Below are 25,807 nucleotides of genomic sequence, written 5' to 3' on the forward strand. Positions count from 1 at the left end.
CGGAAACCCCAGCCGGAGGCTTTCAGCCCCGGTCGGCAAAAGCCCGGCCCCACCCTGCGCATTCCAGCCCGCCCGCACATTCCAGTCCCGCCCTGCGCATTGCAGCGCCGCCCGCACATTCCAGCCCCTCCGGCGTTTGAGGAGCGGGGTGCGGGGCCGGCCCCCGAAGCGGGGTCCGGGGCGGAGCCCCGAAGGCGAGGCCGGGGCGCAGCCCCGGAGCCGGGGGTCCAGGGGTCGGAGCCCCTTGGCCGGGGTCGAAGGGGCGGAGCCCTCGAAGATGGGACGGGTAGGGGCGGCGGGGGTGCAGGCGCCAGGTGGAGCGGCGCGCCCAGCCGTGACACTCCCGCCACCCAAAGTAATCGCCGGGCAAGGGGAATGCCCTCGCCCGGCCGGGGCATGCGGACAGTACCCCCACGGGAGTCCGGCCGCCCGGGAGACCGAGACCCACTCCTGGCCCGGCGCCCCCACATGGCGGCCGCTTCGTCCCCCTCTCCCGGACGGCGGCCGCCTCTTCGTGGCCCCCCTGCCGCTGTGGGACGGGCCACACACACCGGACCGTACGAGATCCTGGATGCGCGATAGCCTGACCGCTGATCTCTCTTGACGCCAAGAGATCGATCATTTGTACGTCCCACCCGGGGCAGGGACCGCCCCACCGCCAGCTGTCATACGGAGAACGCCATGACCCGCACTCCCGTGAACGTCACCGTCACCGGCGCGGCCGGCCAGATCGGTTACGCCCTGCTCTTCCGCATCGCCTCCGGCCAGCTGCTCGGCGCGGACGTGCCGGTCAAGCTGCGCCTGCTGGAGATCACCCCGGCGCTGAAGGCCGCGGAGGGCACCGCCATGGAGCTCGACGACTGCGCCTTCCCGCTCCTTCAGGGCATCGACATCACGGACGACCCGAACGTCGCCTTCGACGGCGCGAACGTGGCACTGCTCGTCGGCGCCCGCCCCCGCACCAAGGGCATGGAGCGCGGTGACCTCCTGGAGGCCAACGGCGGCATCTTCAAGCCGCAGGGCAAGGCCATCAACGACCACGCCGCGGACGACATCAAGGTCCTCGTCGTCGGCAACCCGGCCAACACCAACGCCCTCATCGCCCAGGCCGCCGCTCCGGACGTACCGGCCGAGCGCTTCACCGCGATGACCCGCCTCGACCACAACCGTGCGCTGACCCAGCTGTCGAAGAAGACCGGTGTCCCGGTCTCCGAGATCAAGAAGCTGACGATCTGGGGCAACCACTCCGCCACCCAGTACCCGGACATCTTCCACGCCACGGTCGCCGGCAAGAACGCCGCCGAGGTCGTGAACGACGAGAAGTGGCTCGCCGAGGACTTCATCCCCACCGTCGCCAAGCGCGGCGCCGCCATCATCGAGGCCCGCGGCGCCTCCTCGGCCGCCTCCGCCGCCAACGCCGCGATCGACCACATCCACACGTGGGTCAACGGCACCGCCGAGGGCGACTGGGCCTCCATGGGCATCCCGTCGGACGGTTCGTACGGTGTGGCCGAGGGCCTCATCTCCTCCTTCCCGGTCACCGTGAAGGACGGTAAGTACGAGATCGTCCAGGGCCTGGAGATCAACGACTTCTCCCGCGCCCGCATCGACGCCTCCGTCCAGGAGCTCGCGGAGGAGCGCGAGGCGGTCCGCGCGCTCGGCCTCATCTGAGAATCGGCCTCATCCGAGAGTCGGAGGGATCAGAGGGATCCGAACACCACCCCGTACAGGCTCCGTCCCGGTCCGCCCGGGACGGGGCCTGTCTGGTGTGTGGGCCCGCCTGGCCGCCCGCCGCGCGATCGTCGGCTACGGGCTCAAATGGTCCTCAAGTAGCTTGATCCGCAAGGGAGTCCGCCCACAGGATGACCGGCATGTTCGGTTCACTCGGAAGCAGGAAAGACCAGCTGAACGTCCTCGTGCTGCGCGACGCCGACGTCATCGCCGCGTCCGTGCGCCAGGCCCTCGCCGAGGCGGGCGAGGAGGAACGCCCGGGTCTTGAGTGGGCCGCCGCCCTGATCGAGCAGGCCGCGGCCGCGCACGACGACGACCTGCGCGCCCGCTGGGTGCACGAGCGGCTGGCGGCGGCGGGATACGAGGGCGCCCCCGACTCCGTCGCGGGCATCAAGGCGCTGCGGCAGGCGGAACCGGGCCTGAGTCTGCTGACGGCGACACAACTGGCGAAGACCGCGGCGGCCTCCGGACAAGGCCAAGGCCAAGGCCAGGGCCAGGGCCAAGGTCAGGGCCGGGGCCAGGACCAGGGCTAAGGACCCCAGGGTCGTTCCGCGCCGAGCCGCTTCTCGAAGAAGTGCGCCCCGTAGACGTCGTCGTTGTAGCGGGGGATCTCCCTGTACCCGCACGCCCGGTACAGGGACTGGGCCTCGGTCAGCGAGGCGTGCGTGTCGAGGCGTACGACGTCGTACCCCCGCTCCTCGGCCTGCCGTTCCAGTTCCCCGAGCAGCCGCCGGGCGAGCCCGAGCCGGCGGGCGTCCGGGTGCACCCACACGTGCCGGATCTCCCCGATCCGGCCGCCCTCGTCGAACCGTGTCAGTGCCCCGCAGGCCACGGGCCGCTTCTCCTCGTACGCGACAAGGAGCGCACCCGACTCCCCGGACACCTCGCCGGGTTGGACGAGGGTGGCCGGGTCGTAGCCCTCGGGGAACCGTTCGTCGATGTCGGCGGCGTAGGCGTCGAGGCAGGCCCGGGCGTCGGGATGTCCTCCGTCGACGACCTCGACACGGATCGCGGCGAGCCGCAGCAGCCGCTGTGCACTCCCGAGGGCGCCCGTCAGCTGGTCCCGTTGGCCGGGGGTGAGTCCCTTGAGCAACCCTGCGGCCAGCGCGTCGGCCCGCAGGTTCTGCTCCGTCACCTCGACCCGCCCGGCCGGTGTGAGCTCGGCGATGCGCAGCCGGCTGTCACCGGGATGCACGCTGACCCGTACGAGACCCTCCGCGTCCAGCGCCTTCACCATCCGGCTCAGATAGCCGGCGTCCAGCCCGAGCCGCACTCGCAGGTCCCGCAGCGAGGCTCCGTCCTCCCCGATCTCGAAGAGCAGCCGTGCCTCGCCGAGAGGGCGGTCCTGGCCGAGGTAGTGGTCGTCGAGCGCGCCGATCCGGCGCGTGAAGTAGCGGTTGAAGTGCCGCAGACTCGCGATGTCCTCCGCGGCCACGGTCGATGTGTTCACCGTCACGGGATGCATGGCCCTCATTTCTTTGACCCTAGTCAAAGAAATGAGGTGTGTCGATGGTACGTTGCCGCCATGGCCCTTCCTCGGCGCGAACTCCGCGAACTCCGCGAACTCCGCGAACTCATCGAGCGGGTGGACGAACAGGACCGCGTGGTGGGGGTCGTCGACCGGGCCGAGGCGATCTCACGCCACTGGCTGCACCGCATAGCGACCACCGTCTGCCGCGACCCCGAAGGCCGCATCCTCGTCCACCGCCGCGCGAACGACATGTCCCGCTTTCCGGGCCAGTACCACTGGCTGGCAGGCGGGGCCGTCGACATCGGCGAGACCTACGAACAGGCGGCGGCCCGCGAACTGGGAGAGGAGCTGGGGGTCGTGTCCGCCGCACCCCGCTTCCTGTTCAAGTACCTCTGCCGCGGGGAGATCAGTCCCTACTGGCTCGGCGTCCACGAGACCGTCCTGACGGGCCCGGTCACCCCCGACCCGGCGGAGATCTCCTGGTACGCCTGGCTCACCGAGGACGAACTCCAGGAGGCGGTCCGGCGCCGGCCGTTCGTGAGCGACGGCAGGGACGCGCTCCGCCGGTACCTGGACCAGCGCCCTTATGGCACGTCTGTGCGGTGACCGTCGGCCGTGCGAAACAGTTACCGCTGTTCCTGCGGCCCCTCTATGCTGATGGTTTCTCACTTGGCCTGTAGCGCAAGCCAGTTCACACATCGGGGGAGATGGTGTGAGTACCGCCAGCGTGCCATCACAGCCACAGCCACAGCCACAGCCGACATCAACGACAGCACCCGCCGCATCGGCCACACCCGCGGCGCCACCGACCCCGTCGGCCCCGCCGCCCATCCCACCGCACGCCAGCGAGGCCAGCCGTCTGCTGTGTGCCGGGGCCTACCTCGACTCCGCCTACCGGGACCGGGTCATCGAGGAGCTGGACCTCAACGAGCAGCGGATCGTGGCGCCCTCCCTGGGGTTCGACGCAGCCCGCGTCCTCGCGCACGCCCTGCGTGCCCGCCGCCTGGAACTGGCCTGGGCCGGGGCGATCGTGGGCCTGTGGGTGGTGGGCCTGCTGGTGACCGACTTCCTGCTGGCGGGCTACCTCCTGCCCAGCGCCCTGCTGGCGATGGGGACCGCGATCCGGGGCGACGACGACCGCCCGCCGTTCCCGCGGCGACTGGCCGCGTTCGTCGTCCGCTGGCTGGGCCGGATCGTGTTCGGCCTGTTCCTGGTCGCCACGGTCGTCTTCGCGTTCTCCGGCTCCGACAGCGGCTCGTCGTCCGAGCCCTCCTGCGACTCGTACGACTCCAACGGCTACTGCCAGTCGTACTCCTACGACGACGGCCCGGGCTTCTGGGACTTCCTCAAGGGGCTGCTGCCGGCCCTGTCGGAACTGGTCGGCGGCGACGCCTCGGTCCAGGCGCTCCAGGCCTGGCTCGCGCTCGTGCTCTTCGTGGGCGTCGCCCTGTGCACGGGCGCCCAGCGCAGCCAGTTCGCCCGGGCCCTGGGCGGCGAGCTGTCCCCGGAGCGATTCCCGGACGCCGCCTCCGACCCCGCGGAGAGCGAGGACAACCGGCGTTTCCAGCGGCTGAAGCAGCGCATCCGGCTGGAGCAGCGCGCGCCGCTGATCATGTACCACGAGTCCCGTCCGTTCTGCGGGGCAGGTGCGGCCTACGACACCTGGGTGCTCGCCGTCGAGCTGCGGCCCGACGGCATGGAGAAGGTCCGGCCGATGAGCAACCGGACGATCCTGGACGTCGTCCGACCGCTGGTCGAAGGGCTGCGGCTGCCCTCGGAGTACGCCGGACACGCCGTGCGCGACCGGCTGCGCTGGCTGGAGATCGACGAGTGCGTGTTCCTGCCCGCCGAGGGCCTCGGCAGCCGTGAGGACGCCCCGTACAGCCAGGAGGCGTTCGAGGAGCACCGGGCCCGCGCGGTGGAGGAGGGCGCCGAGAAGCGGCGGCACTTCCTGCGTGTCCGCGTGGGCGGCTGGGAGGAGGAACTGGTCGTCACCGTCTACGTCCGGATCCACACCCAGGGCCGCATGCTGATGCTGGAGATCGCCCCGCACGTACTGCAGCCGATCCGCGCGGACTTCAAGGACGCCGACCGCACGGCCCACCGGTTCCGCAGCAACAGCACCTTCGGCAAGGCCACCTGGGCCGTCGGCCAGGTGCCCCGCTCCGCGATCGGCTCCCTGGTCACCCTGGGCCACGGGGCGGCCTACGGCTGGCAGTTGCTCACCGGCGGCTACGGGAACGCGCTGCCCGACGGCCCCGCGATGTCGGTGCGCGAGCTGGGCTCGGCACGGGCCGGGTCGCTGTTCCAGCAGATGGACGTCGACCGCTACCTCAGGAGCGTTCAGGACCGCATCGCGAACGGGGTGCGTACGGCGCTGGCCGACCACGGCTACCAGACGGGCGAGTTCGTGCAGAAGGTGGTCAACATCAGCGGCGGTGGCGTGCACATCGACTCCGTCGACAACAGCACGTTCGCCGTCGGCTCCCACGCCCGTGCCTCCTCCGCCTCCGGTGCGTCCTCCGACTCCTCCACCACGAGCGGCGGCTCCGCGCCGCGGAAGCAGAAGGGAACCGACAGCGATGGCCACGGATGAGCCGAACGTCCGCATCGGCGACGTCTCGCACAGCACCTTCGCCATCGGCAGCCACGCGCACGCCGAGAGCCACCACGGCACGGGCGGCCCGCGCGACGCCGCCGCGGAGGAGCTGCTGAAGGCGGTGCGCGAGCTGCGCGCCGACCTGACCCGGGTGCGGGCGGACGAGCGGACCCGCGAACTGGACGCCGAACTGGCCGACACCGACGACGAGATCAGCCGTACCGGCACGGTCGGCGAGAGCAGACTGCAGCGGCTGCGCCGGCTGCTCGCGGACTCCGAGGCCCTGGTGAGCCTGCTCGCCTCGGCCGGAGCCGTGGCCGGTGCCGTGGCAGGACTGCTCGGGATGTGAGGGGGACGCGATGAACGGGGGACAGCGGTACTGGAACGAGGAGACACAGCGCTGGGAGGACGGCACCCGGGAGACGGCCCACGCCACCCCGCCACCGCCCGGCAGGCCGGACCACGAACCGACGGTGGTCGTACCGTCCGGCGACGACGAGGGGATCCTGCCCCCGGCGGGATCGGAGCCGCCGGTGACCCCGCCGCCTCCGGCGCCCTGGCCGTCCGGCCCTGGCTGGCCTCCCGCGGACCAGCCGTCGGCGCCGACGGCGGACCGGTTCGAGCGGTTCGAGCGGTTCGACCGGCGGCGCGTGTGGGCGGCGGTGGTGGCCGGAGCCGCCGTGGTCGGGGTCACCGTGGGCCTGGTGCTGACGCAGACGAGCAGTGACGGCGACGACAGCGGGCGGGACCAGAAGGCCGCCGGATCAGTGACCCCCACGGACCCGGCGAGCACGTACACGTCGGAGTCGCCCACCGGGGAAGTGCCCCAGGAGACGTCCTCGCCGACCCTGACCGCCGCCCAGCTCCCCACGGGTTACGAGTCGTTCGACGACCCCGAGGGGTTCCGGACGGCCGTGCCCGAGGGCTGGGAGCGCGACAGCATGCCGTCCCAGTACGGCATGGACGTCGTCAACTTCCGCAGCCCGGACGGCGAACAACGCATCCAGGTGTTCCAGGTGGCCGAGGCGACCCCGCAGGAGTCCTTCGACCTGTTCCTGTCGCCGGACACCCCGAAGTCCGACAGTTTCCGGGAGCTCGGACGGCAGGACCTGAGCGACGGCGACTTCGCGGGGGAGCGGCTGGAGTACCTGGTCGACTCGATCCGGGGCGAGCCCGACGGCGGCACCTGGCATGTCGTCGACACGCGCTTCGCGGCAACGGACGGCACGCTCTACGCGGTGGCCGTGTACGGCCGCGACGCCGACGGCCGGAGCGACGAGATCGCCATGTCCGACACAGCGGTGGGCTGGTTCTGCCCGCCGGGCGCCACCTGCGCGGGCTGACCACCTGCGCGGGCTGACCACCCGCGCGGGCTGATCCGGCGGCTCACGGCTGACCACGCACGGGTTTCCGTGCTCCACTCCCTTCCGATTCACGCCCTTTGCCCGCATGGTCAGTGACGCCAGGCACTTCAAGCCGCCGATCATGCATGCATTCCGGGGGCGCGGGCAGGCGCTCACGGCCCCCGGAGTCACACCGCTGTGACACAGAGGCACGGACCCGGAACGGAAGGCAACACCGAACATGGCAGGACAGCAGGCGCAGCGCAGCATCCACGTAGGCGGCGAGTGGCTGGACGCCGTCTCCGGTGCCACGCGCGAGATCCTCGACCCGGCGGACTCCAAGCCGTTCGCGGTCGTCGCGGAGGGTGACGAGCGGGACGCGGACGCGGCCGTCGCCGCCGCGCGGCACGCTTTCGACGAGGGCACGTGGGCACGTACACCCGTGGCCGAGCGGGCCGCCCTGCTCCGCCGGGTCGCCGATCTCCTGGTACGCGACCGCGAAGCCCTCGGGCTGTTGGAGAGCCGTGACGCCGGCAAGACCCTGGAGGAGGGGCGCGTCGACATCGACTGTGTCGCGGACGCGTTCCGGTACTTCGCCGACCTCGTCGTGGGCGAGGGCGGCGGCCGTGTCGTGGACGCGGGCTCCGAGGACATCCACAGCGTCGTCGTGCACGAGCCCGTCGGTGTCTGTGCGCTGATCACGCCCTGGAACTATCCGCTCCTCCAGGCCAGCTGGAAGATCGCGCCCGCGCTGGCCGCCGGGAACACCTTCGTCGTCAAGCCCAGCGAGATCACGCCGCTGACCACCGTCGCCCTCGTCGAACTGCTCGTCGAGGCCGGGTTGCCGGACGGCGTCGCCAACATCGTGACCGGGCCGGGGCACTCGGTCGGGGCGCGGCTCGCCGAGCACGAGGGCGTCGATCTCGTGTCGTTCACCGGCGGACTCGTCAGCGGCACGAAGGTCGCGCAGGCCGCCGCCGTCGGAGTGAAGAAGGTCGCCCTGGAACTGGGCGGGAAGAACCCGAACGTCGTCTTCGCGGACGCCTGCGAGACGGAGCAGGGCTTCGACACCGCCGTCGACCAGGCCCTCAACGCCGCGTTCATCCACAGCGGCCAGGTCTGCTCGGCCGGGGCACGGCTGATCATCGAGGAGTCCGTGCGCGAGCGGTTCGTCGCCGAGCTGGCCCGCAGGGCGAGCCGTATCCGGCTCGGGCGCGGCACCGAGGACGGCGTCGAGTGCGGCCCCCTCGTGTCCGAGCAGCAGCGGGAGAGGACCGAGGCGTACGTCGCGTCCGCGCTCGCCGAGGGCGCGGTGCTGCGCACGGGCGGCAAGCGGCCCGAGCCGTCGGCGCAGCGGCCCGCCACCGGGTACTTCTACGAGCCGACCGTCCTCGACCGCTGCCACCGTGAGATGCGGGTCGTACGCGAGGAGGTCTTCGGGCCGGTCCTGACGGTGGAGACCTTCCGCACCGAGGACGAGGCCGTGGCCCTCGCGAACGACACCGAGTACGGGCTCGCGGGCGCCGTCTGGACCGCCGACGCGGGGCGGGCGCGGCGCGTCGCAGGGCGGCTGCGGCACGGCACCGTCTGGATCAACGACTTCCACCCCTACCTCCCGCAGGCCGAGTGGGGCGGCTTCGGCAAGAGCGGAGTGGGGCGCGAACTGGGGCCCAGCGGCCTCGCCGAGTACCGCGAGACCAAGCACGTCTACCAGAACCTGGCTCCGAAGCCGGTGCGGTGGTTCGCGGGCTGAGGCCCCGCCGCAGTCCCCGCAGCACTCCCCGAGACCGACCGGACCGACCGGACCGATCAGACCGGCCTCTCCGACTTCTTCGGTCTCTTCGGCCTCGCCGGCCTCTCCGGTCCGATCACCTCCCCCACCCTGGAGCGTCCCCATGCACCGAGACACGCAGCAGCACACGGGCGACCACGTCACGTACGACCACCTCACGTACGACTACGTCGTCATCGGCGGCGGCACCGCGGGCTCCGTCATCGCCTCCCGCCTCACCGAGAACCCCGAGGTGACCGTCGCCGTCATCGAGGGCGGGCCCAGCGACGTCGGCCGGGACGACGTGCTCACCCTGCGCCGCTGGATGGGGCTCCTCGGCGGCGAGCTCGACTACGACTACCCGACGACCGAGCAGCCCCGCGGCAACTCCCACATCCGGCACAGCCGCGCCCGCGTCCTCGGCGGCTGTTCCAGCCACAACACGCTGATCGCGTTCAAGCCGCTGCCCTCCGACTGGGACGAGTGGGAGGCGGCGGGCGCCAAGGGCTGGGGCTCGGTGCCGATGGAGGCGTACTACGCGCGGCTGAAGAACAACATCGTCCCCGTCGACGAGAAGGACCGGAACGCCATCGCCCGCGACTTCGTGGACGCCGCGCGGACCGCACTGGGCGTGCCCCGCGTCGAGGGCTTCAACAAGGAGCCCTTCAACGACGGCGTCGGCTTCTTCGACCTCGCCTACCACCCCGAGAACAACAAGCGCTCCAGCGCGTCGGTCGCGTATCTGCACCCGGTCATGGACGAGCGGCCGAACCTCCGTGTCTTCCTGGAGACCTGGGCGCACCGGCTGGAGCTGGACGGGACGCGCGCCGAGGGCGTGCACGTCCGCACCAAGGACGGCGAGGAACTTCTCGTACGGGCCCGCCGGGAGGTGCTGCTGTGCGCCGGTGCCGTCGACTCGCCCCGGTTGCTGCTCCACTCCGGCATCGGACCCCGCGCGGACCTGGAGGCGCTCGGTATCCCCGTCACCCACGATCTGCCCGGCGTCGGCGAGAACCTGCTCGACCACCCGGAGTCGGTGATCGTGTGGGAGACGAACGGGCCGATCCCGGAGAACTCCGCCATGGACAGCGACGCCGGCCTGTTCGTGCGCCGCGACCCCGAACGCGCGGGCCCCGACCTGATGTTCCACTTCTACCAGATCCCGTTCACGGACAACCCGGAGCGCCTCGGGTACGAACGGCCCGTGCACGGCGTCTCGATGACCCCCAACATCCCCAAGCCGAAGAGCCGCGGCCGGCTGTACCTGACCAGCGCCGACCCGGCCGTCAAACCCGCCCTCGACTTCCGGTACTTCACCGACGAGGACGACTACGACGGGCGCACCCTCGTCGACGGCATCCGCATCGCCCGCGAGATCGCGAAGACCGAGCCGCTGGCCGGATGGCTCCGGCGCGAGGTGTGCCCGGGGCCCGACGTCACCGGTGACGAGGAGCTCGGCGAGTACGCCCGGAAGGTCGCTCACACGGTGTACCACCCGGCCGGTACGTGCCGCATGGGCGACCCCGACGATCCGCTCGCCGTCGTCGACCCGGAGCTCAGGGTCCGCGGACTCGACGGACTCCGGATAGCAGACGCGTCCGTCTTCCCGACGATGACCGCCGTGAACCCGATGATCGGGGTGCTGATGGTCGGGGAGAGGTGCGCGGACCTCGTCGGTGCCACCGCCACCGCCACTTCCACCGCCACTTCCACCGCCACTTCCACCGCCACTTCCACCGCCACTTCCACTGCCACTTCCACTGCCGCTGCCACGGCCGGGGGTGAGGCGTGATGAACGCGGCCACCCCCACGGACACCGCGACCGGCAAGGCCACGAGCACCGCCGCCGGTCCCCCCGTCTTCTCGGTCGAGGGCCTGTGGAAGGTCTTCGGGCCGAAGGCCGACCGCGTGCCCGCCGACCCCGAGCTCACCGCGCTCGCGCCCGCCGAGCTGCGCTCCCGTACCGGCTGCACGGCCGCCGTCCGGGACGTGAGCTTCGACGTGCGCAGGGGCGAGGTCTTCGTCGTCATGGGGCTGTCGGGCTCCGGCAAGTCCACACTGGTGCGCTGCCTCACCCGGCTGATCGAGCCGACGTCCGGCCGGATCGCCATCGACGGCGAGGACGTCCTCGGCATGGACAAGGCACGGCTGCGGGAACTGCGGCGCCACCGCGCGTCGATGGTCTTCCAGCACTTCGGCCTGCTGCCGCACCGCTCCGTCCTCGACAACGTGGCGTACGGCCTGGAGATCCAGGGCGTCGGCAGGTCCGAGCGCCGCTCCCGCGCCCGCGAAGTCGTCGCCAAGGTCGGCCTGGAGGGCATGGAAAAGCGCCGGCCCGGCCAGCTCTCCGGCGGCCAGCAGCAGCGCGTCGGGCTCGCCCGGGCGCTCGCGGTCGACCCCGAGGTGCTGCTGTTCGACGAGCCGTTCAGCGCGCTCGACCCGCTGATCCGGCGGGACATGCAGGAGGAGGTCGTACGGCTGCACCGGGAGGAGGGCCGCACGATGGTCTTCATCACCCACGACCTGAACGAGGCGCTCAAACTGGGCGACCGCATCGCCCTCATGCGCGACGGCCGGGTCGTGCAGCTGGGCACCCCCGAGGAGATCGTCGGCTCACCCGCCGACGACTACGTACGGGAGTTCGTGCGCGAGGTGCCCCGCGAGCAGGTCATGACCGTACGCACCGCGATGCGGGCGCCCGCGACCGCCGAGGAGGCCGGCCAGGGACCAGCCGTCGCACCCGACGTGACGGTCTCGGAGGCCATCGAGGCGGTGGCCCGCACCGGCACCCCCGCGCGGGTCGTGGACGACGGCCGCTGCCTCGGGGTGGTCGACTCCGACGCGCTCCTCGGCGTGGTCGCGGGCACGCACCCGGGTGTCGCCCCGAAGCCGGTGGCTGCCCTTCCCACGCAGGCCACCGGCGTCGCCCCGCAGGCCACCGGCAAGGAGGCCGACGCCGAAGCCGGCGGGGAGGCGGTGTGATGGCCGCCGTCACCGCACCCACCGTCCGCCCCGGCCTGCCCGGCCTCCTCAGGCGCCGTGCCCTCGCCAAGCTCGCCCTGCTGGCCCTGGCGGCGGCCGTCATCGTGCCCGTCGCCGCCGCCCGCTGGGCAAGCGGCAGCTGGCCGGACGCGCTGACCGTGGACCTGTCCGAGCCGCTCGGCAGGGCCAGCGACTGGATCATCGACAACCGGGACGGCCACCCGCTGTTCCTGTACTTCCTCGGCCACGTCAGCAACGCGGTCGTGCTCTGTGTGCGCGCCGTCTACCTCGTGCTGCTCGCGGCCGGCTGGGCGGGCGTCACCGCGGCGGCCGCACTCGTCGCCTGGCGCGTGGCCGGTGTGAGGCTCGCGCTCGGTACGGCCCTCGCGTTCCTCGCCTGCGGGCTGCTCGGCATGTGGGTGCCCACCATGCAGACGCTGGCACTCATGGCGGTCGCCGTCCTCGCGTCGGTCGTCCTCGGCGCGCTGCTGGGCCTCGCCGCCGGGCTGTCGGACCGTACGTACCGCGCGCTGCGGCCCGTACTGGACACCATGCAGGTGCTCCCGGCGTTCGCGTACCTGCTGCCCGTCGTGCTGGTCTTCGGCATCGGTGTCCCCGCGGCCGTGCTCGCCACCGTCGTCTACGCGGCGCCGCCCATGGCCCGGCTCACCGCGCTCGGGCTGCGCGGCGCCGACCCGGGCGTCCTGGAGGCCGTCGCCTCGCTCGGCGCGACCGCGCGCCAGCGCCTGGTGACCGCCCGGCTGCCGCTGGCACGCAGGGAACTGCTCCTCGGCCTCAACCAGACGATCATGATGGCGCTGTCCATGGCCGTCATCGCGTCCGTCATCGGCGCGGGCGGCCTCGGCGACCGCGTCTACCAGGCGCTCGCGTCGGTCGACGTCGGCGCCGCACTGGCTGCCGGCATCCCGATCGTGCTGCTCGCGGTCGTCCTCGACCGGGTCACCGGCGCGGCGGGCCGCCGGCTGGGCGGCGACGGCCCCGAGATCTCCGGCCGGCGAAGTGCCCTGCTGTGGGGCGGTGCGGCCGTCCTCGCCGTGGCCGTCGCGGGCGCCGTGCGTCTCGCCGGCCGCCCGGAGTGGCCCGAGGCGTGGACCGTGAACATCGCCGAGCCCGTGAACCGGGCCGTCGACTGGATGACCGCCCACCTCTACTCCGGCGTTCCGTACCTCGGCGGCACCGCCGACTGGGCGGGCCACTTCACCACCTGGGTGCTCGACCCGCTGCGGTCCGGCCTCCAGGGGCTGCCCTGGTGGTCCGTCCTGTTCATCGTGGCCACCCTCGCCTGGCTGATCGGCACCTGGCGCACCGCGCTCACCGCCGTCCTCGCGATGGCCGCGACCGGTGTGCTCGGTGTGTGGGAGCCGTCGCTGGACACGCTGTCGCAGGTGCTCGCCGCGGTCGCCGTGACGCTCGTCCTGGGCTTCGCGACCGGCATCGCGGCCGCCCGCAGCGACCGGGTGGAGCGGCTGCTGCGCCCGGTCCTGGACGTGTTCCAGACGATGCCGCAGTTCGTGTACCTGATCCCGGTCGTGGCGCTCTTCGGCGTGGGCCGCGCCCCCGCCGTGGCCGCCGCCGTGGTCTACGCACTGCCCGCCGTCGTCCGCATCACCGCCCAGGGGCTGCGCCAGGTCGACCCGGCCGCGCTGGAGGCGGCACGCTCGCTCGGCGCGACCGGCGCCCAGCAGCTCCGCCAGGTCCAGCTCCCGCTCGCCCGCCCGGCGCTGCTGCTCGCCGTCAACCAGGGCGTCGTCCTCGTCCTCGCCGTCGTCATCATCGGCGGCCTGGTCGGCGGCGGCGCGCTCGGCTACGACGTCGTCTTCGGCCTGGCCCAGGGCGACCTGGCGACCGGGCTGGTGGCCGGCGTCGCGATCGTCTGCCTCGGCCTGGTGCTGGACCGGGTCACGCAGCCGACGGAACGCCGAGCGAAGAAGGGAGCGTGACATGCGTACCTCTGCAGTCAGCCGTACACGTTTCAGCCGTACGCGCCTGACGGGCGCCCTGGCCACCGTGTGTTCCCTGCTGGTCCTCACCGGCTGCGGCGCCGCCGACATGACCAAGCAGGCCTCGCCCTTCGCGAACGCCCGGGGCGCGAAGACGGTGACCCTGTCCGTGCAGTCCTGGGTGGGCGCGCAGGCGAACGTGGCCGTCGCCCAGTACCTGCTCGAACACGAGCTGGGCTACCGCGTCGACACCGTCCAGGTCGACGAGGTCCCCGCGTGGGACGCGCTCAGCCAGGGCCGCGTCGACGCGATCATGGAGGACTGGGGCCACCCCGACCAGGAACAGCGGTACGTCGACGACAAGAAGACGATCGCCCGAGGCGGTGACCTCGGGGTCACCGGGCACATCGGCTGGTTCGTGCCGACGTACTTCGCCGAGCAGCACCCTGACGTCACGGACTGGAAGAACCTCAACAAGTACGCCGACGACCTGCGCACCGCCGAGAGCGGCGGCAAGGGCCAGTTGCTGGACGGCTCCCCGTCGTACGTCACCAACGACAAGGCGCTGGTGAGCAACCTGGACCTGGACTACCAGGTGGTGTTCGCCGGTTCGGAGGCCGCGCAGATCACCCAGATCCGGCAGTTCGCGAAGGAGAGGAAGCCCTTCCTGACCTACTGGTACACACCGCAGTGGCTCTTTGAGAAGGTCCCGATGACCGAGGTGAAGCTCCCGCCGTACAAGGAGGGCTGCGATGCCGACCCGGAGAAGGTCGCGTGCGCGTACCCGCACACGCCCCTCCAGAAGTACCTCAACGCCGACTTCGCCCGGAACGGCGGCGAGGCGGCGGCCCTCCTGAAGAACTTCAAGTGGACCACCGAGGACCAGAACCAGGTCTCCCTCATGATCGCCGACCAGAAGCTCACGCCTCAGGAGGCGGCGAAGAAGTGGGTGGACAGCCACGAGTCCACGTGGAGGGCGTGGCTGCCCTGAGCCCCGAGCCCTGAGCCCTGAGGGCTGAACTCCGAGTCCTGAGGGCTGAACTCCGAACACGCCTACCGTCTGGGAAGGTCGACGCCCTTACCGTCGGAGTTGGTCGGCCATCCCCCGCAGTGCCTGCGCCGCCCAGCGCTGCAGTCCCGGCCCGAAGGTGACGCGAGTGGCCCCGAGTCCACCGAGTTCGGTGGGCGAGGGGCCCTTGCCGTCCAGCCGGGCGAACACGTTGACCGGCCCCTGGATCCCGGACCGCAGCAGGGGCAGCACCTCCGGCGGGGCGTAGATCGGGTACACGCAGTCGGCACCCGCGGCGACGTACAGCGCCGCCCGCTCGATGGCCCGGCCGGGATCGGGGACTTCGCGGGCGAACGTGTCGATGCGCGCGTTCACGAACAGCGCCCCGCCCGCCGCCGCCCGCACCTCCGCGAGCCAGTCGGCGTGCTCCCGCGGGTCCTTGAGTTCGCCTCCGCTGGAGTCCTCCAGGTTGCAGCCCACGGCACCGGTCTCCAGGAGCCGCTCCACCAGTTCCTTCGGCGGCAGCCCGAACCCGTCCCGGACGTCCGCGGACACCGGCACGTCCACGGCCCGTACGATCCGTGCGACCGCCGCGAACATCTCGTCGGCGGGAACGTCCTCGTCCTCGTACCCGAGCGAGGCGGCGACCCCGGCGCTGGGCGTGGCGAGCGCAGGGAACCCGGCCTCGGCGAGGACCTGGGCGCTGACCGCGTCCCACGGACCCGGCAGGACGAGAGGGTCCTCCGGGGTCCGGCCGCGGTGCAGGGCGCGGAAGAGATCGACCTTGCCGACGTCACTCATGGTGTGTAACCCCCCGGCGGGATCCGGCGGCTGACCATCACCCGGTTCCAGTTGTTGATGGCGGTGATCACGGCGAGGAGGTGGGCGAGACGGACGTCGTCGAAGTGCTCGGCTGCCCGCTCGTACACCTCATCCGGCACGAAGCCTCCCCCAGAGCCGAAAGCCTGGGAGGTGCCCCCGGTCAGGACCGTCACGGCCTCCGTCAGCGCGAGCGCGGCCCGTTCCCGCTCGTCGAAGACGTCCCCGGCCTCCTCCCAGGCGGCCAGGAGGTCGAGCTGTTTGTCGCTGACGCCGTGCTTGCGGGCGATGCTGAGGTGCATGTCGAGGCAGAACGCGCAGTGGTTGAGCTGCGAGGCCCGGATCATGACGAGTTCGGCGAGGGCGGGGTCGCCGAGCCCCTTCTTCGCGGCCGCGCTGAGCGCCGACATGGCCTGGCCGACCGCCTGGTCGAGGAGCTGTGTCCGGACCGTCACGTGTGCGCCCCCGGCCGGTAGTGGCCCGGCGTCATCCGGGCGGTCACGCCGAAGCGGTTCCAGGCGTTGATCACCGCGATGGCGGAGATCAGCTGGGCCAGTTCGGCCTCCTCGAAGTGCTGGGCGGCCTTCTCGTACACCTCGTCGGGTACGAAGCCTCCCCCAGAGCCGAAAGCCTGGGAGGTGCCCCCAGTCAGGACCGTCACGGCCTCCGTCAGTTCCAGCGCCGCGAGCTCCCTCTCGGTGTAGAAGTGCCGCGACTCCTCCCAGGCGCTGAGCTGGATGATCCGCTCGACCCGCTCACCCGCGGCGAGCGCGTCCTTGGTGTGCATGTCGATGCACAGGGCGCAGCGGTTGATCTGGGAGGCGCGGATCTTCACCAGCTCGTACAGCGTCGGGTCGAGCCCCTGCCGGGCGGCCGTGTCGAGCCGGATCATCGCCTTGTAGACGTCGGGGGCGAGCTGGGCCCACTGCAGGCGCGGGCCGGTCTGAGGGGCGTACTCCACTTTCGTCTCGTCGCTCGTCTCGTCGTTCGTCGTCGTCATGACCTCGACCTTAGGAGCGAGGCAGCCCAGAGGTATGGTCCATTTCCATGGCGAAACCGTGGGCCACTCATGGCGTCGACCTGCATGTCGAACCGTCCGGTCCTGGCGTGCGCAAGGGCCTGACGGACGCGCTCCGGGAGGCGGTGCGCAGTGGCCGTCTCGCCTCCGGCGCCCGGCTGCCCTCCTCCCTCCCCCACTCTCGGCTCCGCTCGAGCGGGGGGAACCCCATCCTCGCCGCCGACCTCGGCATCGCGCGCAACACGGTCGCCGGTGCGTACGGGGACCTTGTCGCCGAGGGCTGGCTCACCGCGTGCCAGGGCTCGGGCACCCGCGTCGCGGACGGCGCCGTCCCGCAGAGTGCCCGGCGCGGGCAGCAGCCCCCTCCGCCCCGCCCGGAACCGGGCCGTCCGGTGTACGACCTCATCCCCGGCAGCCCCGATCTGGCGTCCTTCCCGCGCACCGAGTGGCTCAAGGCGGCTCGCCGCGCCCTGACCTCCGCCCCGCACGACGCCCTCGGCTACGGCGACCCGCGCGGCCGTGTGGAACTGCGTACCGCCCTCGCCGACTACCTCTCCCGGACCCGCGGTGTCCGCGCCGACCCCGAGCACATCGTGATCGCCTCCGGCATCTCCCACGCGCTGATGCTGCTCGGCACGGTGCTGCGGCGCCGGGGCGGCCACTCGCCGGCGGTGGAGTCGTACGGACTCGACGTCCACTGGAGGCTGCTGTCGCGGGCCGGTCTCGGGACGGTCCCGCTCCCGTACGACGAACTCGGCACGCGGACCGACGACCTGACCGACGACCTGACCGGCGTACGGGCCGTCCTGCTCACCCCCGCCCATCAGTTCCCCATGGGGGCGCCGCTCCACCCCGACCGCCGCGCCGCCGTCGTCGAATGGGCGCGCCGCACGGGCGGGCTGGTCCTGGAGGACGACTACGACGGTGAGTTCCGGTACGACCGCCAGCCGATCGGCGCGCTGCAGGGCCTCGCCCCCGACCACGTGGTGTACCTGGGAACGGCCAGCAAGTCCCTGGCGCCGGGACTGCGCCTGGGCTGGCTGGTCCTGCCGCCGTCCCTCACCCCGGAGGTCCTCACGGCGAAGGGCGGCACGGACTGGTCCTGCGGGGCGCTGGACCAGCTGACGCTCGCGGAGTTCATCACATCGGGGGCGTACGACCGGCACGTGCGCTCCGTACGTCTGCGCTACCGGCGCCGCCGGGACGCGCTGGTCGACGCCCTGCGAGAACACGCCCCCGGCGTCCGCCCCACCGGCATCGCGGCCGGTCTGCACGCGGTGCTCCAACTCCCGCCCGGCACCGAGGAGTCGGTGGTCCGGGCGGCGGCCGGGCAGGGCCTGGATGTGCACGGCCTCGCCCGCTACCGGCACCCCCGGGCGACCGCCGACCCGCTGGACGCCCTGGTCGTGGGCTACGGAACCCCGCCGGACCACGCGTGGGCGGGGGCGCTGGACACGTTGTGCAGGGTGCTGCCATAGCGGGCGCCTCGCAGCGGCGGGCGCCTCGCACCAACTGGCGCCTCGCACCGGCGGGCGTCCCGCACCGGCGTGCGCGTACCGGTACGGGGAACCGGCTGGGCAACCGCTCGGTCCGATCACTAGTGTGAGCGCCGGTCGGTCGCCGGACACGTGCCGCGCATCGGCCCGCATATGTACATGCGAGGTGTACATCCAACGGGGGAGAGAACATGGCAGAGCAGCGCAGGCGCCTGCGGTCCAGCACGGTCGTACTCGGGGGCATGGGCGTCATAGCGGCGGCCCTCACATCCTGCGGTTCCGAACCGGACCGCCGCTGCGTGGACCGCGACAGCTACAGCTTCGCCAACGGCTACAAGATCATCTCCGACAAGAACTGCACGTCGTCCGGGTCGGGCTCCACGTCGTCCGCCAAGAAGCGCAAGAGCAGCGGCAGCCGGACCACGGACGCCGCCTGGTACTACGACGCCGACGTCACCGGCCGCTACGCCGACTACGGCACCTTCAGCCGCAGCGAGGCCGTCGACCGCGACGGCTTCGGCTGCTCGGGCTCCGGCTCGGGCGGCGGCTGAGCAGGCGCGCGGACGGACGGACCCGGAACCGTGGAGCGCCGCACCATCGAGCCCCGCCCCGGCTGGCAGCAGACCGTCGAGGAACAGGGCCTCATCTACCCACTGACCCGTTACCCGGACGGCTCCCTGCGCCCGTACTGGGACGAGAGCGCGTACTACGTCTTCTCGCTCTCCGAGATCGAGGCGCTGGAGGAGGTCGTCGAGGAACTGCACGGCATGTGCCTGGCGGCGGCCGCGCACATCGTCGAGCAGGACCGGTTCGCCGACCTCGGCATCACCGACCCCCGGCTCGCCGAACTGGTCGCCGAGGCCTGGCACCGCCGAGCCGAACTCCCCTCCGTCTACGGCCGGTTCGACCTGCGCTACGACGGCACGGGTCCGGCGAAAATGCTGGAGTACAACGCCGATACCCCAACCTCGCTCGTCGAGGCCGCCAGCCCCCAGTGGTTCTGGATGGAGGAACGCTTCCCGGGCGCCGACCAGTGGAACTCCCTCCACGAACGCCTCGTCGACGCCTGGAGGAACCAGTCCACCTTGTTTCCGCCGGGAGGCCCGCTGTACTTCGCCCACTCCGCGGCGGACGAGCTCGGCGAGGACCTGATGACGGTCGCGTATCTGAAGGAGACCGCCGAACAGGCCGGCCTCGACACCGACTGGATCTCCATGGAGGACATCGGCTGGGACCGCCTGTCCGGCCGCTTCGTCGACAAGAAGCTCCGCTTCATCCGGGGCATCTTCAAGCTGTACCCGTGGGAGTGGCTGACCACCGACCGCTTCGCCCCACACGTCCTCGCCACCCTCGACAACGGCGGCGGCACGGGCACCACGCTGTGGATCGAACCCGTCTGGAAGATGCTCCTCAGCAACAAGGCCCTGCTGGCGGTGCTGTGGGAGCTGTACCCGGGACACCCGAACCTGCTCCCCGCCTACCTGGACGGGCCCCGTGAGCTGGCCTCCGGGAACGGATACGTGGCCAAGCCGCTGCTCGGGCGGGAGGGCGCGGGAGTAACGGTGCACGAGCCGGGCACCCCGGACACCACCCGAGGTGCCCGGGGCACCGCCCGGGAAGAGCCCTGCTGCTACCAGGAACTCGCACCCCTGCCCTCCTTCGACGGCAACCGGGTGGTGCTCGGCGCGTGGGTCGTGGAGAACGAGTCGGCGGGGCTCGGCATCCGCGAGTCGTCGGGACTGGTCACGGACGAGTACGCACGGTTCCTGCCCCACGTGATTCTGTGACCCGAATTCCGACCCGCCTGCCGTGCGACGCGGAGTCGGGCCAGGCCTTGTCCGGTACATACACGTCCACGTCGAGGGCGTCGTACCACTTGACGCTCGCATGCTGGACGTGCGAACCCGCTGCTCCGGCGTGCCCGGTAGGGTGAGCGGCGGGCCGTGACTGGCGCGCCGGACCCTGCCGTGACGGCAGGGGTCCAAGGATGGGACCGACCATCGGGGAGCGGCCCGAGCATGCGAGTGCCGTGCGCCTGGGCCGTACCGTGCACGCCGAACGCCACGTCCGGAGGTCCTCATGTCCGACAACTCTGCGCCTCTCTCCACCGAGTCCACCGCCTTCCGTGCCGCCCTCGACGTGATCCGGGCCGTGGAGCCCCGCGTCGCCGACGCCATCGGGCAGGAGGTCTCCGACCAGCGCGAGATGCTCAAGCTGATCGCCTCCGAGAACTACGCCTCCCCGGCCACCCTCCTGGCCATGGGCAACTGGTTCAGCGACAAGTACGCCGAAGGCACCGTCGGCCGCCGCTTCTACGCCGGCTGCCGCAACGTCGACACCGTCGAGTCCCTCGCCGCCGAGCACGCCCGTGAGCTCTTCGGCGCCCAGCACGCCTACGTCCAGCCGCACTCCGGCATCGACGCCAACCTCGTCGCCTTCTGGGCCGTCCTCGCCCAGCGTGTCGAGGCTCCCGCCCTGGAGAAGGCCGGCGTCCGCCAGGTCAACGACCTCTCCGACGCCGACTGGGCCGAACTCCGCCAGGCCTTCGGCAACCAGCGCATGCTCGGCATGTCCCTGGATGCCGGCGGCCACCTCACCCACGGCTTCCGCCCGAACATCTCCGGCAAGATGTTCGACCAGCGCTCCTACGGCACGGACCCCTCCACCGGCCTCCTCGACTACGAGGCCCTGCGTGCTTCCGCCCGCGAGTTCAAGCCGCTGATCATCGTCGCCGGCTACTCCGCCTACCCCCGTCTCGTGAACTTCCGGATCATGCGCGAGATCGCCGACGAGGTCGGCGCCACGCTCATGGTGGACATGGCCCACTTCGCGGGCCTGGTCGCCGGCAAGGTCCTCACCGGCGACTTCGACCCGGTTCCGCACGCCCAGATCGTCACCACGACCACCCACAAGTCGCTGCGCGGCCCGCGCGGCGGCATGGTCCTGTGCGACGACTCCCTCAAGGACCAGGTCGACCGCGGCTGCCCGATGGTCCTCGGCGGCCCCCTTCCGCACGTCATGGCCGCCAAGGCCGTCGCGCTCGCCGAGGCACGCCGTCCCGAGTTCCGCGACTACGCCCAGGCCGTCGTCGACAACTCCCGCGCCCTCGCCGAGGGCCTGATGCGTCGTGGCGCCACCCTCGTCACCGGCGGCACCGACAACCACCTCAACCTGATCGATGTCGCCTCCTCCTACGGCCTCACCGGCCGCCAGGCCGAGTCCGCACTGCTCGACTCGGGCATCGTCACCAACCGCAACGCCATCCCGTCCGACCCGAACGGTGCCTGGTACACCTCCGGCATCCGCATCGGCACGCCCGCGCTGACCACGCGAGGCCTGGGCACCGCGGAGATGGACGAGGTCGCCGGCCTCATCGACCGTGTCCTCACCACCACGGAGCGTGGCACCACCTCCAAGGGCGCCCCCTCCAAGGCCCAGCATGTGCTCGACCCGAAGGTCGCGGACGAGATCTCCCGCCGGGCCACCGACCTCGTGGCCGGCTTCCCGCTGTACCCGGAGATCGACCTCGGCTGAGGCCACCGAGCGGCGACCGCCGGTCTCACCCGCCGGTCGCCTCCGGTCGTGGTTCCCGCGGCGGCCCGGACTCGTGCCAGGCCGCCGCGCGGCGTATCCGCAGGGTGCCGTTCCGAAGTGCCGCCCCAGCCCAGGGCCAGGTCAGATATCCCGCAGTTCCTGCCGTGGTCCGGGCTCTCGGCGGTGCCTCCACCCGGTCCGCCACTGCGTGGACGGGGGCCATCCGGCGCGTACCGCCAGCGGGCGCAGCGCCAGGGCCAGTGCCGCGCCGACTGCCAGTCCCGGTATCGCCCACCACCAGTTGGTGCCGAGGCCCGTGCTCGCGGCGGCTGCCCTGGTGGGAGGGCTGTCGTTGGTTGCGGGGGCGGGGGTGACATCGTCGTGCGACGGTCGGCCTGCCGGTGCGTTCGCGCCCTCGCCTTCGCTCTTCGGCGCCTTGCCCATGACTCCGAGATCCGTGAGCAGCGACCGCAGCTCCTCCGGGCGCTCCGCCTTGTGCCAGATGCCGTCCTTGCCGTTCGGGACGCCCATCGTCGTGTGGATCCAGACGCCCCGGGTCTCGGGCACCAGGGGGTAAATCTGGTCCACGCGCCATGGGTTGACGTCGTGGATCAGCCAGGTGACGTTGACCGAGTGGCCTATGGTCTCGTCCAGCTTCGGCGGCTTCTCCTCGCCGCGGTCGAGGTCGCCGCCCGTGCGGCCGAGGAGTGTTTCCAGGAGGTTGTAGTCATCATCCGTCGAGTACAGCGAGGCTGTCTGGCTGCTGGTGGGTGAGGCCAGCAACACGCTTGTCGGTCCTCCCGCCACCGAGGACGGCGCCCCCAGCAGCACAAGGGCGAAAGATGTCGCCAGTGCGCCTAACAGCACCCCCGGTTTACGCAGCCAGTCATGCACCCAGTCATGCACCACCCAGTCACGCGTCCAGCGCATCGGACACCCCCCATCAGGCTCGGTGCGGACCGCCCGCACCCGCAGTGTCATTCCTGGTACACCGCTCGACCCGCCGGGGTTCCCACTCCGCCCGAACTTTCCTCAGCCGAGCGACTTCGCGATCTCCAGCGCCCGTGTCTTCGACGCCACCCCCTCCAGGCGCAGCGTCAGGTCGCTGCCGTCCACCTGCCTGTGCGTCCACAGCAGCGTGGGGCCGGCTGTGCGCTCGGAGCGGACGAACCGGTCGCCGTTCTCGTCGGTCAGCCAGAAGGTCAGCAGGTGCGGGCGCGGAAACCACAGAGCGGTGTCCGAGAGGCCGTCGCCCGCGTCGTCGGGCCGGCTCAGGGGCACCCAGTCGGGCTGCTCGCGGACGCCCTTGACGAAGCCGATGTCGAGGCGGGCCGGGAACTCGTCGAGCCGGACCGTGTGCCCCTGCTCCCGCCAGCACAGGCTGATCAGGTACCGGTCGTGTGGCTGGCGCGTCACCGCCATCGCGGCCGGCGTGCCCAGTGCCTCCGGCACACGAGGAGTGAACCCCGCCCGCCGCTCGGCCTCCGCCGGCGAGACGGACGTCCCGCACCCCGGCACCGACGCCCCGGGCGTGGGCACCGCCGACGGGTCGTACCGCACTTCGACGCCGCCGAAGCCGAACCAGTCGGCCACCGACGCCCGCACCGGAGGCGTGAGCACGAGGGCGGTGAGCAGCCCGCAGAGCACGGCCGTCAGCGTGCGCCAGTGCGCGCGGGACCAGCGGCGCACCCTTCGCAGCCGCTCGCCGGGACCGGGGCGCCCGGCCACCGGGGTCGGAGTCGGCACCTGCTCGGCGAGTATCTGCTGAAGGACGCGCTCGACCATCGTCTCGCACCCGTCGTCCCCGTCGGCCCCCGGCCGGTCCAGTGACCTCCCGAGCGCCGTCAGCTCCTCGGGCAACCGGGAAGCACGTCGATCGGCGGCGCGAGCCGGCCGCTGACGCGATCCGCCGGGCTCCCCGGGATCACGGCCGCCCCGGCCCGCGTCCCCGCCCGGGCGCCGCGCCGGGCCCCCGGTCTCCTCGGCCCCGGAGCCGCCCGAAGCCATCCGGCCCCCGTCCCCGGTCTCCCCGCACCCGACATCACGGCCCCCCACATCGCCGTGCCCGTCATCGTTGTGCCCGACATCGCCGCGCCCGGCCCTGCCGCCTTCGACCTCGGCGTCCTCATCTCCGTACCGCTCACTCACCCTCCTCACCTCCTTCCCTCGGCTCGAACTCCGGCAGCAGCCGCCCCAGCTTGCGCAGGGCGCGGCTCAGACGGGACTTCACCGTGCCCCGGGGCCAGCCGAGGGCCTCCGCGGTCTCGGGTTCGTCCATCTCCAGCAGATAGCGGTACGTGACGACCAGACGGTGCTCCTCGCTCAGCTTCTCCAGCGCGCGCAGCAGTGCCACGCGGCGCTCTATCTCCAGGGCCGCGGCCGCCGGGTCCGCCGAGTCCGGTATCAGCGGCTCCGTCTCGATCAGTGCCGCCTCCCGGCCGGCCAGCGTGCGTCGGCGGCCCGCCGCCCGCACTGTGTTCCTCGTCTCATTGGCGACGATCGACAGCAGCCACGGCCGGAACGCCATGCCGTCCCGGAAGCGCCCCAGGGAGCAGTACGCCTTGAAGAAGGCCTGCTGCACCACGTCCTCCGCGTCCGCACCCGCTCCGAGCGCGCGGGCAGCCCTGAGCGCGATGCCCGTGTGGGCGCGCACCAGGTCCGCGTACGCCTCCGGATCACCGGTGCGTACGCGTGCGATCACCGCGGCCTCATCGACGATGCGGCCCCCCTCCCGCGTTCTCACGTCTTTGTTACACCGGCCGACGGGGATCGGTTCCCACCTGTGTCACATCTGTTTCCCACCAGTTCCGGAGTGGGCCCCGGCACCTGAGAGAATGGTGAGCATGGCCTCTGATCGACCCCGGGTGCTCTCCGGAATCCAGCCCACCGCAGGCTCGTTCCACCTCGGCAACTACCTCGGCGCCGTGCGCCAGTGGGTGGCCCTGCAGGAGTCCCACGACGCGTTCTACATGGTCGTCGACCTGCACGCGATCACGGTTCCGCAGGACCCGGCCGAGCTGCGTGCCAACACCCGGCTCGCCGCTGCCCAGCTGCTCGCCGCCGGGCTGGACCCCGAGCGGTGCACCCTGTTCGTCCAGAGCCATGTCCCCGAGCACGCGCAGCTCGCCTGGATCATGAACTGCCTGACCGGCTTCGGCGAGGCGTCCCGCATGACCCAGTTCAAGGACAAGTCCGCCAAGCAGGGCGCCGACCGGGCCAGCGTCGGCCTCTTCACGTACCCGATCCTCCAGGTCGCGGACATCCTGCTGTACCAGGCCGACGAGGTCCCGGTCGGCGAGGACCAGCGCCAGCACATCGAGCTGACCCGCGACCTCGCCGAACGCTTCAACGGCCGTTATGGGGAGACCTTCACCCTCCCGAAGCCGTACATCCTGAAGGAGACGGCGAAGATCTACGACCTTCAGGACCCGTCGATCAAGATGAGCAAGTCGGCATCAACCCCGAAGGGGTTGATCAACCTGCTCGACGAGCCCAAGGTGACGGCCAAGAAGGTGAAGAGCGCGGTCACCGACACCGACACGGTCATCCGCTACGACGCGGAGAACAAGCCGGGCGTCAGCAATCTGCTGACCATCTACTCGACCCTGTCCGGGGCCGGAATCGCGGAACTGGAAGAGAAGTACGCGGGCAAGGGCTACGGCGCGCTCAAGACGGATCTCGCCGAGGTCATGACGGAGTTCGTGACTCCGTTCCGGGAGCGCACCCAGCAGTATCTGGACGACTCCGAGACGCTCGACTCGATCCTCGCCAAGGGCGCAGAGAAGGCGCGCGGTGTCGCGGCGGAGACACTCGCGCAGGCGTACGCGAGAGTGGGCTTCCTGCCCGCCAAGCACTGAGCCGCCCGGCCGCCCTCCCCGCGTCGAGCCGCATCACCGTACAGTCGATAGCCAGGCCTCAATCACCCCTGCCTGCCGACCGCTCGGACGCGACGACGGACGCGGACGACGGACCCGGACCCGGACCCGGACGCGGACGACGGACGCGGACGACGGACGCGGACGACGGACGCGGACGACGGACCCAACCGACCACACAGACGACACCAGACGACA

The 25,807-nt window shown here is 71.7% G+C and carries 23 protein-coding genes; 16 read left to right on the plus strand and 7 right to left on the minus strand.

All coding sequences use genetic code 11. The annotated features are described in order from the left end of the window. The first annotated feature begins 681 nt into the window (after positions 1-681). Positions 682-1,671 (plus strand): malate dehydrogenase, encoded by a 990-nt coding sequence (locus E0500_RS13895; RefSeq protein WP_131565493.1) that lies wholly within the window; start codon positions 682-684, stop codon positions 1,669-1,671. 200 nt (positions 1,672-1,871) lie between these two features. After that, positions 1,872-2,264: a hypothetical protein gene (locus E0500_RS13900; RefSeq protein WP_131565490.1), complete on the plus strand. Its 393-nt coding sequence runs from the start codon at positions 1,872-1,874 to the stop codon at positions 2,262-2,264. Here the strand turns inward: E0500_RS13900 and E0500_RS13905 are convergent. Next, positions 2,261-3,196 (minus strand): helix-turn-helix domain-containing GNAT family N-acetyltransferase, encoded by a 936-nt coding sequence (locus E0500_RS13905; RefSeq protein ID WP_131565488.1) that lies wholly within the window; start codon positions 3,194-3,196, stop codon positions 2,261-2,263. The genes E0500_RS13900 and E0500_RS13905 overlap by 4 nt on opposite strands. Positions 3,197-3,256: 60 nt before the next feature. On the opposite strand from E0500_RS13905, the gene E0500_RS13910 reads away from it, so the two are divergent. The 9 genes from E0500_RS13910 (at position 3,257) to E0500_RS13950 (ending at position 14,849) form a co-directional block, all read left to right on the plus strand. Continuing rightward, entirely contained in the window at positions 3,257-3,808 is a 552-nt protein-coding gene (locus E0500_RS13910) for an NUDIX hydrolase (protein WP_131565486.1), read from the plus strand. A 106-nt stretch (positions 3,809-3,914) separates the two neighbouring features. Then, positions 3,915-5,798, plus strand: a complete 1,884-nt coding sequence (locus E0500_RS13915; RefSeq protein ID WP_399119135.1) for a hypothetical protein — start codon at positions 3,915-3,917, stop codon at positions 5,796-5,798. Further along, positions 5,785-6,150: a hypothetical protein gene (locus E0500_RS13920; protein WP_131565484.1), complete on the plus strand. Its 366-nt coding sequence runs from the start codon at positions 5,785-5,787 to the stop codon at positions 6,148-6,150. Before E0500_RS13915 ends, E0500_RS13920 begins: the two co-directional genes overlap by 14 nt. A gap of 10 nt (positions 6,151-6,160) precedes the next feature. Continuing rightward, positions 6,161-7,144, plus strand: a complete 984-nt coding sequence (locus tag E0500_RS13925) for a hypothetical protein (RefSeq protein ID WP_131565481.1) — start codon at positions 6,161-6,163, stop codon at positions 7,142-7,144. Between the two features lie 241 nt (positions 7,145-7,385). Continuing rightward, positions 7,386-8,897, plus strand: coding sequence for an aldehyde dehydrogenase family protein (locus E0500_RS13930; RefSeq protein WP_131565479.1), 1,512 nt, complete (start codon positions 7,386-7,388; stop codon positions 8,895-8,897). A 142-nt stretch (positions 8,898-9,039) separates the two neighbouring features. Beyond that, positions 9,040-10,707, plus strand: coding sequence for a GMC family oxidoreductase (locus tag E0500_RS13935; protein ID WP_258572767.1), 1,668 nt, complete (start codon positions 9,040-9,042; stop codon positions 10,705-10,707). Further along, on the plus strand, positions 10,707-11,897 hold the full coding sequence (locus E0500_RS13940) for a glycine betaine/L-proline ABC transporter ATP-binding protein (RefSeq protein ID WP_258572768.1): 1,191 nt from the start codon (positions 10,707-10,709) through the stop codon (positions 11,895-11,897). The genes E0500_RS13935 and E0500_RS13940 overlap by 1 nt, the downstream gene beginning before the upstream one ends. After that, complete coding sequence (locus E0500_RS13945; protein WP_131565477.1) at positions 11,897-13,858, plus strand: proline/glycine betaine ABC transporter permease; 1,962 nt, start codon at positions 11,897-11,899, stop codon at positions 13,856-13,858. Before E0500_RS13940 ends, E0500_RS13945 begins: the two co-directional genes overlap by 1 nt. 1 nt (position 13,859) lies before the next feature. After that, entirely contained in the window at positions 13,860-14,849 is a 990-nt protein-coding gene (locus tag E0500_RS13950; protein ID WP_131565475.1) for an ABC transporter substrate-binding protein, read from the plus strand. A gap of 87 nt (positions 14,850-14,936) precedes the next feature. On the opposite strand, the gene E0500_RS13955 is transcribed toward E0500_RS13950, so the two are convergent. Genes E0500_RS13955 through E0500_RS13965 form a run of 3 tightly spaced genes read right to left on the minus strand, consistent with a single transcriptional unit; the run spans position 14,937 to position 16,686 of the window. Continuing rightward, on the minus strand, positions 14,937-15,668 hold the full coding sequence (locus E0500_RS13955) for an isocitrate lyase/phosphoenolpyruvate mutase family protein (protein WP_131565473.1): 732 nt from the start codon (positions 15,666-15,668) through the stop codon (positions 14,937-14,939). Next, complete coding sequence (locus E0500_RS13960) at positions 15,665-16,141, minus strand: carboxymuconolactone decarboxylase family protein (RefSeq protein WP_131565471.1); 477 nt, start codon at positions 16,139-16,141, stop codon at positions 15,665-15,667. Before E0500_RS13960 ends, E0500_RS13955 begins: the two co-directional genes overlap by 4 nt. Further along, complete coding sequence (locus E0500_RS13965; protein ID WP_131565469.1) at positions 16,138-16,686, minus strand: carboxymuconolactone decarboxylase family protein; 549 nt, start codon at positions 16,684-16,686, stop codon at positions 16,138-16,140. The genes E0500_RS13960 and E0500_RS13965 overlap by 4 nt, the downstream gene beginning before the upstream one ends. Positions 16,687-16,733: 47 nt before the next feature. Here E0500_RS13965 and E0500_RS13970 point away from each other — a divergent pair, with 47 nt between their 5' ends. From E0500_RS13970 to E0500_RS13985, 4 genes are all read left to right on the plus strand, one after another. Beyond that, positions 16,734-18,182, plus strand: a complete 1,449-nt coding sequence (locus E0500_RS13970) for a PLP-dependent aminotransferase family protein (protein ID WP_181586987.1) — start codon at positions 16,734-16,736, stop codon at positions 18,180-18,182. Positions 18,183-18,391: 209 nt separating this feature from the next. Beyond that, on the plus strand, positions 18,392-18,751 hold the full coding sequence (locus tag E0500_RS13975; RefSeq protein ID WP_131565465.1) for a hypothetical protein: 360 nt from the start codon (positions 18,392-18,394) through the stop codon (positions 18,749-18,751). 30 nt (positions 18,752-18,781) lie between these two features. Then, on the plus strand, positions 18,782-19,987 hold the full coding sequence (locus tag E0500_RS13980) for a glutathionylspermidine synthase family protein (RefSeq protein WP_131565463.1): 1,206 nt from the start codon (positions 18,782-18,784) through the stop codon (positions 19,985-19,987). A 292-nt stretch (positions 19,988-20,279) separates the two neighbouring features. After that, positions 20,280-21,734: a glycine hydroxymethyltransferase gene (locus tag E0500_RS13985; protein WP_131565461.1), complete on the plus strand. Its 1,455-nt coding sequence runs from the start codon at positions 20,280-20,282 to the stop codon at positions 21,732-21,734. Between the two features lie 141 nt (positions 21,735-21,875). Here the strand turns inward: E0500_RS13985 and E0500_RS13990 are convergent, their stop codons facing one another. The 3 genes from E0500_RS13990 to E0500_RS14000 form a co-directional block, all read right to left on the minus strand. Next, a complete protein-coding gene (locus E0500_RS13990) occupies positions 21,876-22,520 on the minus strand; it encodes a hypothetical protein (protein WP_131565458.1) in 645 nt (214 codons plus the stop codon). Between the two features lie 246 nt (positions 22,521-22,766). Beyond that, positions 22,767-23,882 (minus strand): hypothetical protein, encoded by a 1,116-nt coding sequence (locus E0500_RS13995; RefSeq protein WP_309505054.1) that lies wholly within the window; start codon positions 23,880-23,882, stop codon positions 22,767-22,769. Continuing rightward, the gene (locus E0500_RS14000; RefSeq protein ID WP_181586988.1) at positions 23,875-24,477 is read right to left on the minus strand and encodes an RNA polymerase sigma factor; all 603 of its coding nucleotides are present in this window, start codon (positions 24,475-24,477) and stop codon (positions 23,875-23,877) included. Before E0500_RS14000 ends, E0500_RS13995 begins: the two co-directional genes overlap by 8 nt. 100 nt (positions 24,478-24,577) lie before the next feature. Between E0500_RS14000 and trpS the strand changes: the two genes are divergently transcribed. Continuing rightward, complete coding sequence (trpS, locus tag E0500_RS14005) at positions 24,578-25,591, plus strand: tryptophan--tRNA ligase (RefSeq protein ID WP_131565454.1); 1,014 nt, start codon at positions 24,578-24,580, stop codon at positions 25,589-25,591. The last annotated feature ends 216 nt before the right edge of the window (positions 25,592-25,807 follow it).

The sequence above is a fragment of the Streptomyces sp. KM273126 genome, from assembly GCF_004337435.2.
Classification (GTDB): domain Bacteria; phylum Actinomycetota; class Actinomycetes; order Streptomycetales; family Streptomycetaceae; genus Streptomyces; species Streptomyces acidicola.

Excerpts from the sequence above, each read along its gene's own strand:
- E0500_RS13895 (WP_131565493.1), top strand. The coding sequence starts at position 682 with ATGACCCGCACTCCCGTGAACGTCACCGTCACCGGCGCGGCCGGCCAG.
- E0500_RS13900 (WP_131565490.1), top strand. The coding sequence starts at position 1,872 with ATGTTCGGTTCACTCGGAAGCAGGAAAGACCAGCTGAACGTCCTCGTG.
- E0500_RS13905 (WP_131565488.1), bottom strand. The coding sequence starts at position 3,196 with ATGCATCCCGTGACGGTGAACACATCGACCGTGGCCGCGGAGGACATC.
- E0500_RS13910 (WP_131565486.1), top strand. The coding sequence starts at position 3,257 with ATGGCCCTTCCTCGGCGCGAACTCCGCGAACTCCGCGAACTCCGCGAA.
- E0500_RS13920 (WP_131565484.1), top strand. The coding sequence starts at position 5,785 with ATGGCCACGGATGAGCCGAACGTCCGCATCGGCGACGTCTCGCACAGC.
- E0500_RS13925 (WP_131565481.1), top strand. The coding sequence starts at position 6,161 with ATGAACGGGGGACAGCGGTACTGGAACGAGGAGACACAGCGCTGGGAG.
- E0500_RS13930 (WP_131565479.1), top strand. The coding sequence starts at position 7,386 with ATGGCAGGACAGCAGGCGCAGCGCAGCATCCACGTAGGCGGCGAGTGG.
- E0500_RS13935 (WP_258572767.1), top strand. The coding sequence starts at position 9,040 with ATGCACCGAGACACGCAGCAGCACACGGGCGACCACGTCACGTACGAC.
- E0500_RS13940 (WP_258572768.1), top strand. The coding sequence starts at position 10,707 with ATGAACGCGGCCACCCCCACGGACACCGCGACCGGCAAGGCCACGAGC.
- E0500_RS13945 (WP_131565477.1), top strand. The coding sequence starts at position 11,897 with ATGGCCGCCGTCACCGCACCCACCGTCCGCCCCGGCCTGCCCGGCCTC.
- E0500_RS13950 (WP_131565475.1), top strand. The coding sequence starts at position 13,860 with ATGCGTACCTCTGCAGTCAGCCGTACACGTTTCAGCCGTACGCGCCTG.
- E0500_RS13955 (WP_131565473.1), bottom strand. The coding sequence starts at position 15,668 with ATGAGTGACGTCGGCAAGGTCGATCTCTTCCGCGCCCTGCACCGCGGC.
- E0500_RS13965 (WP_131565469.1), bottom strand. The coding sequence starts at position 16,686 with ATGACGACGACGAACGACGAGACGAGCGACGAGACGAAAGTGGAGTAC.
- E0500_RS13970 (WP_181586987.1), top strand. The coding sequence starts at position 16,734 with ATGGCGAAACCGTGGGCCACTCATGGCGTCGACCTGCATGTCGAACCG.
- E0500_RS13975 (WP_131565465.1), top strand. The coding sequence starts at position 18,392 with ATGGCAGAGCAGCGCAGGCGCCTGCGGTCCAGCACGGTCGTACTCGGG.
- E0500_RS13985 (WP_131565461.1), top strand. The coding sequence starts at position 20,280 with ATGTCCGACAACTCTGCGCCTCTCTCCACCGAGTCCACCGCCTTCCGT.
- trpS (WP_131565454.1), top strand. The coding sequence starts at position 24,578 with ATGGCCTCTGATCGACCCCGGGTGCTCTCCGGAATCCAGCCCACCGCA.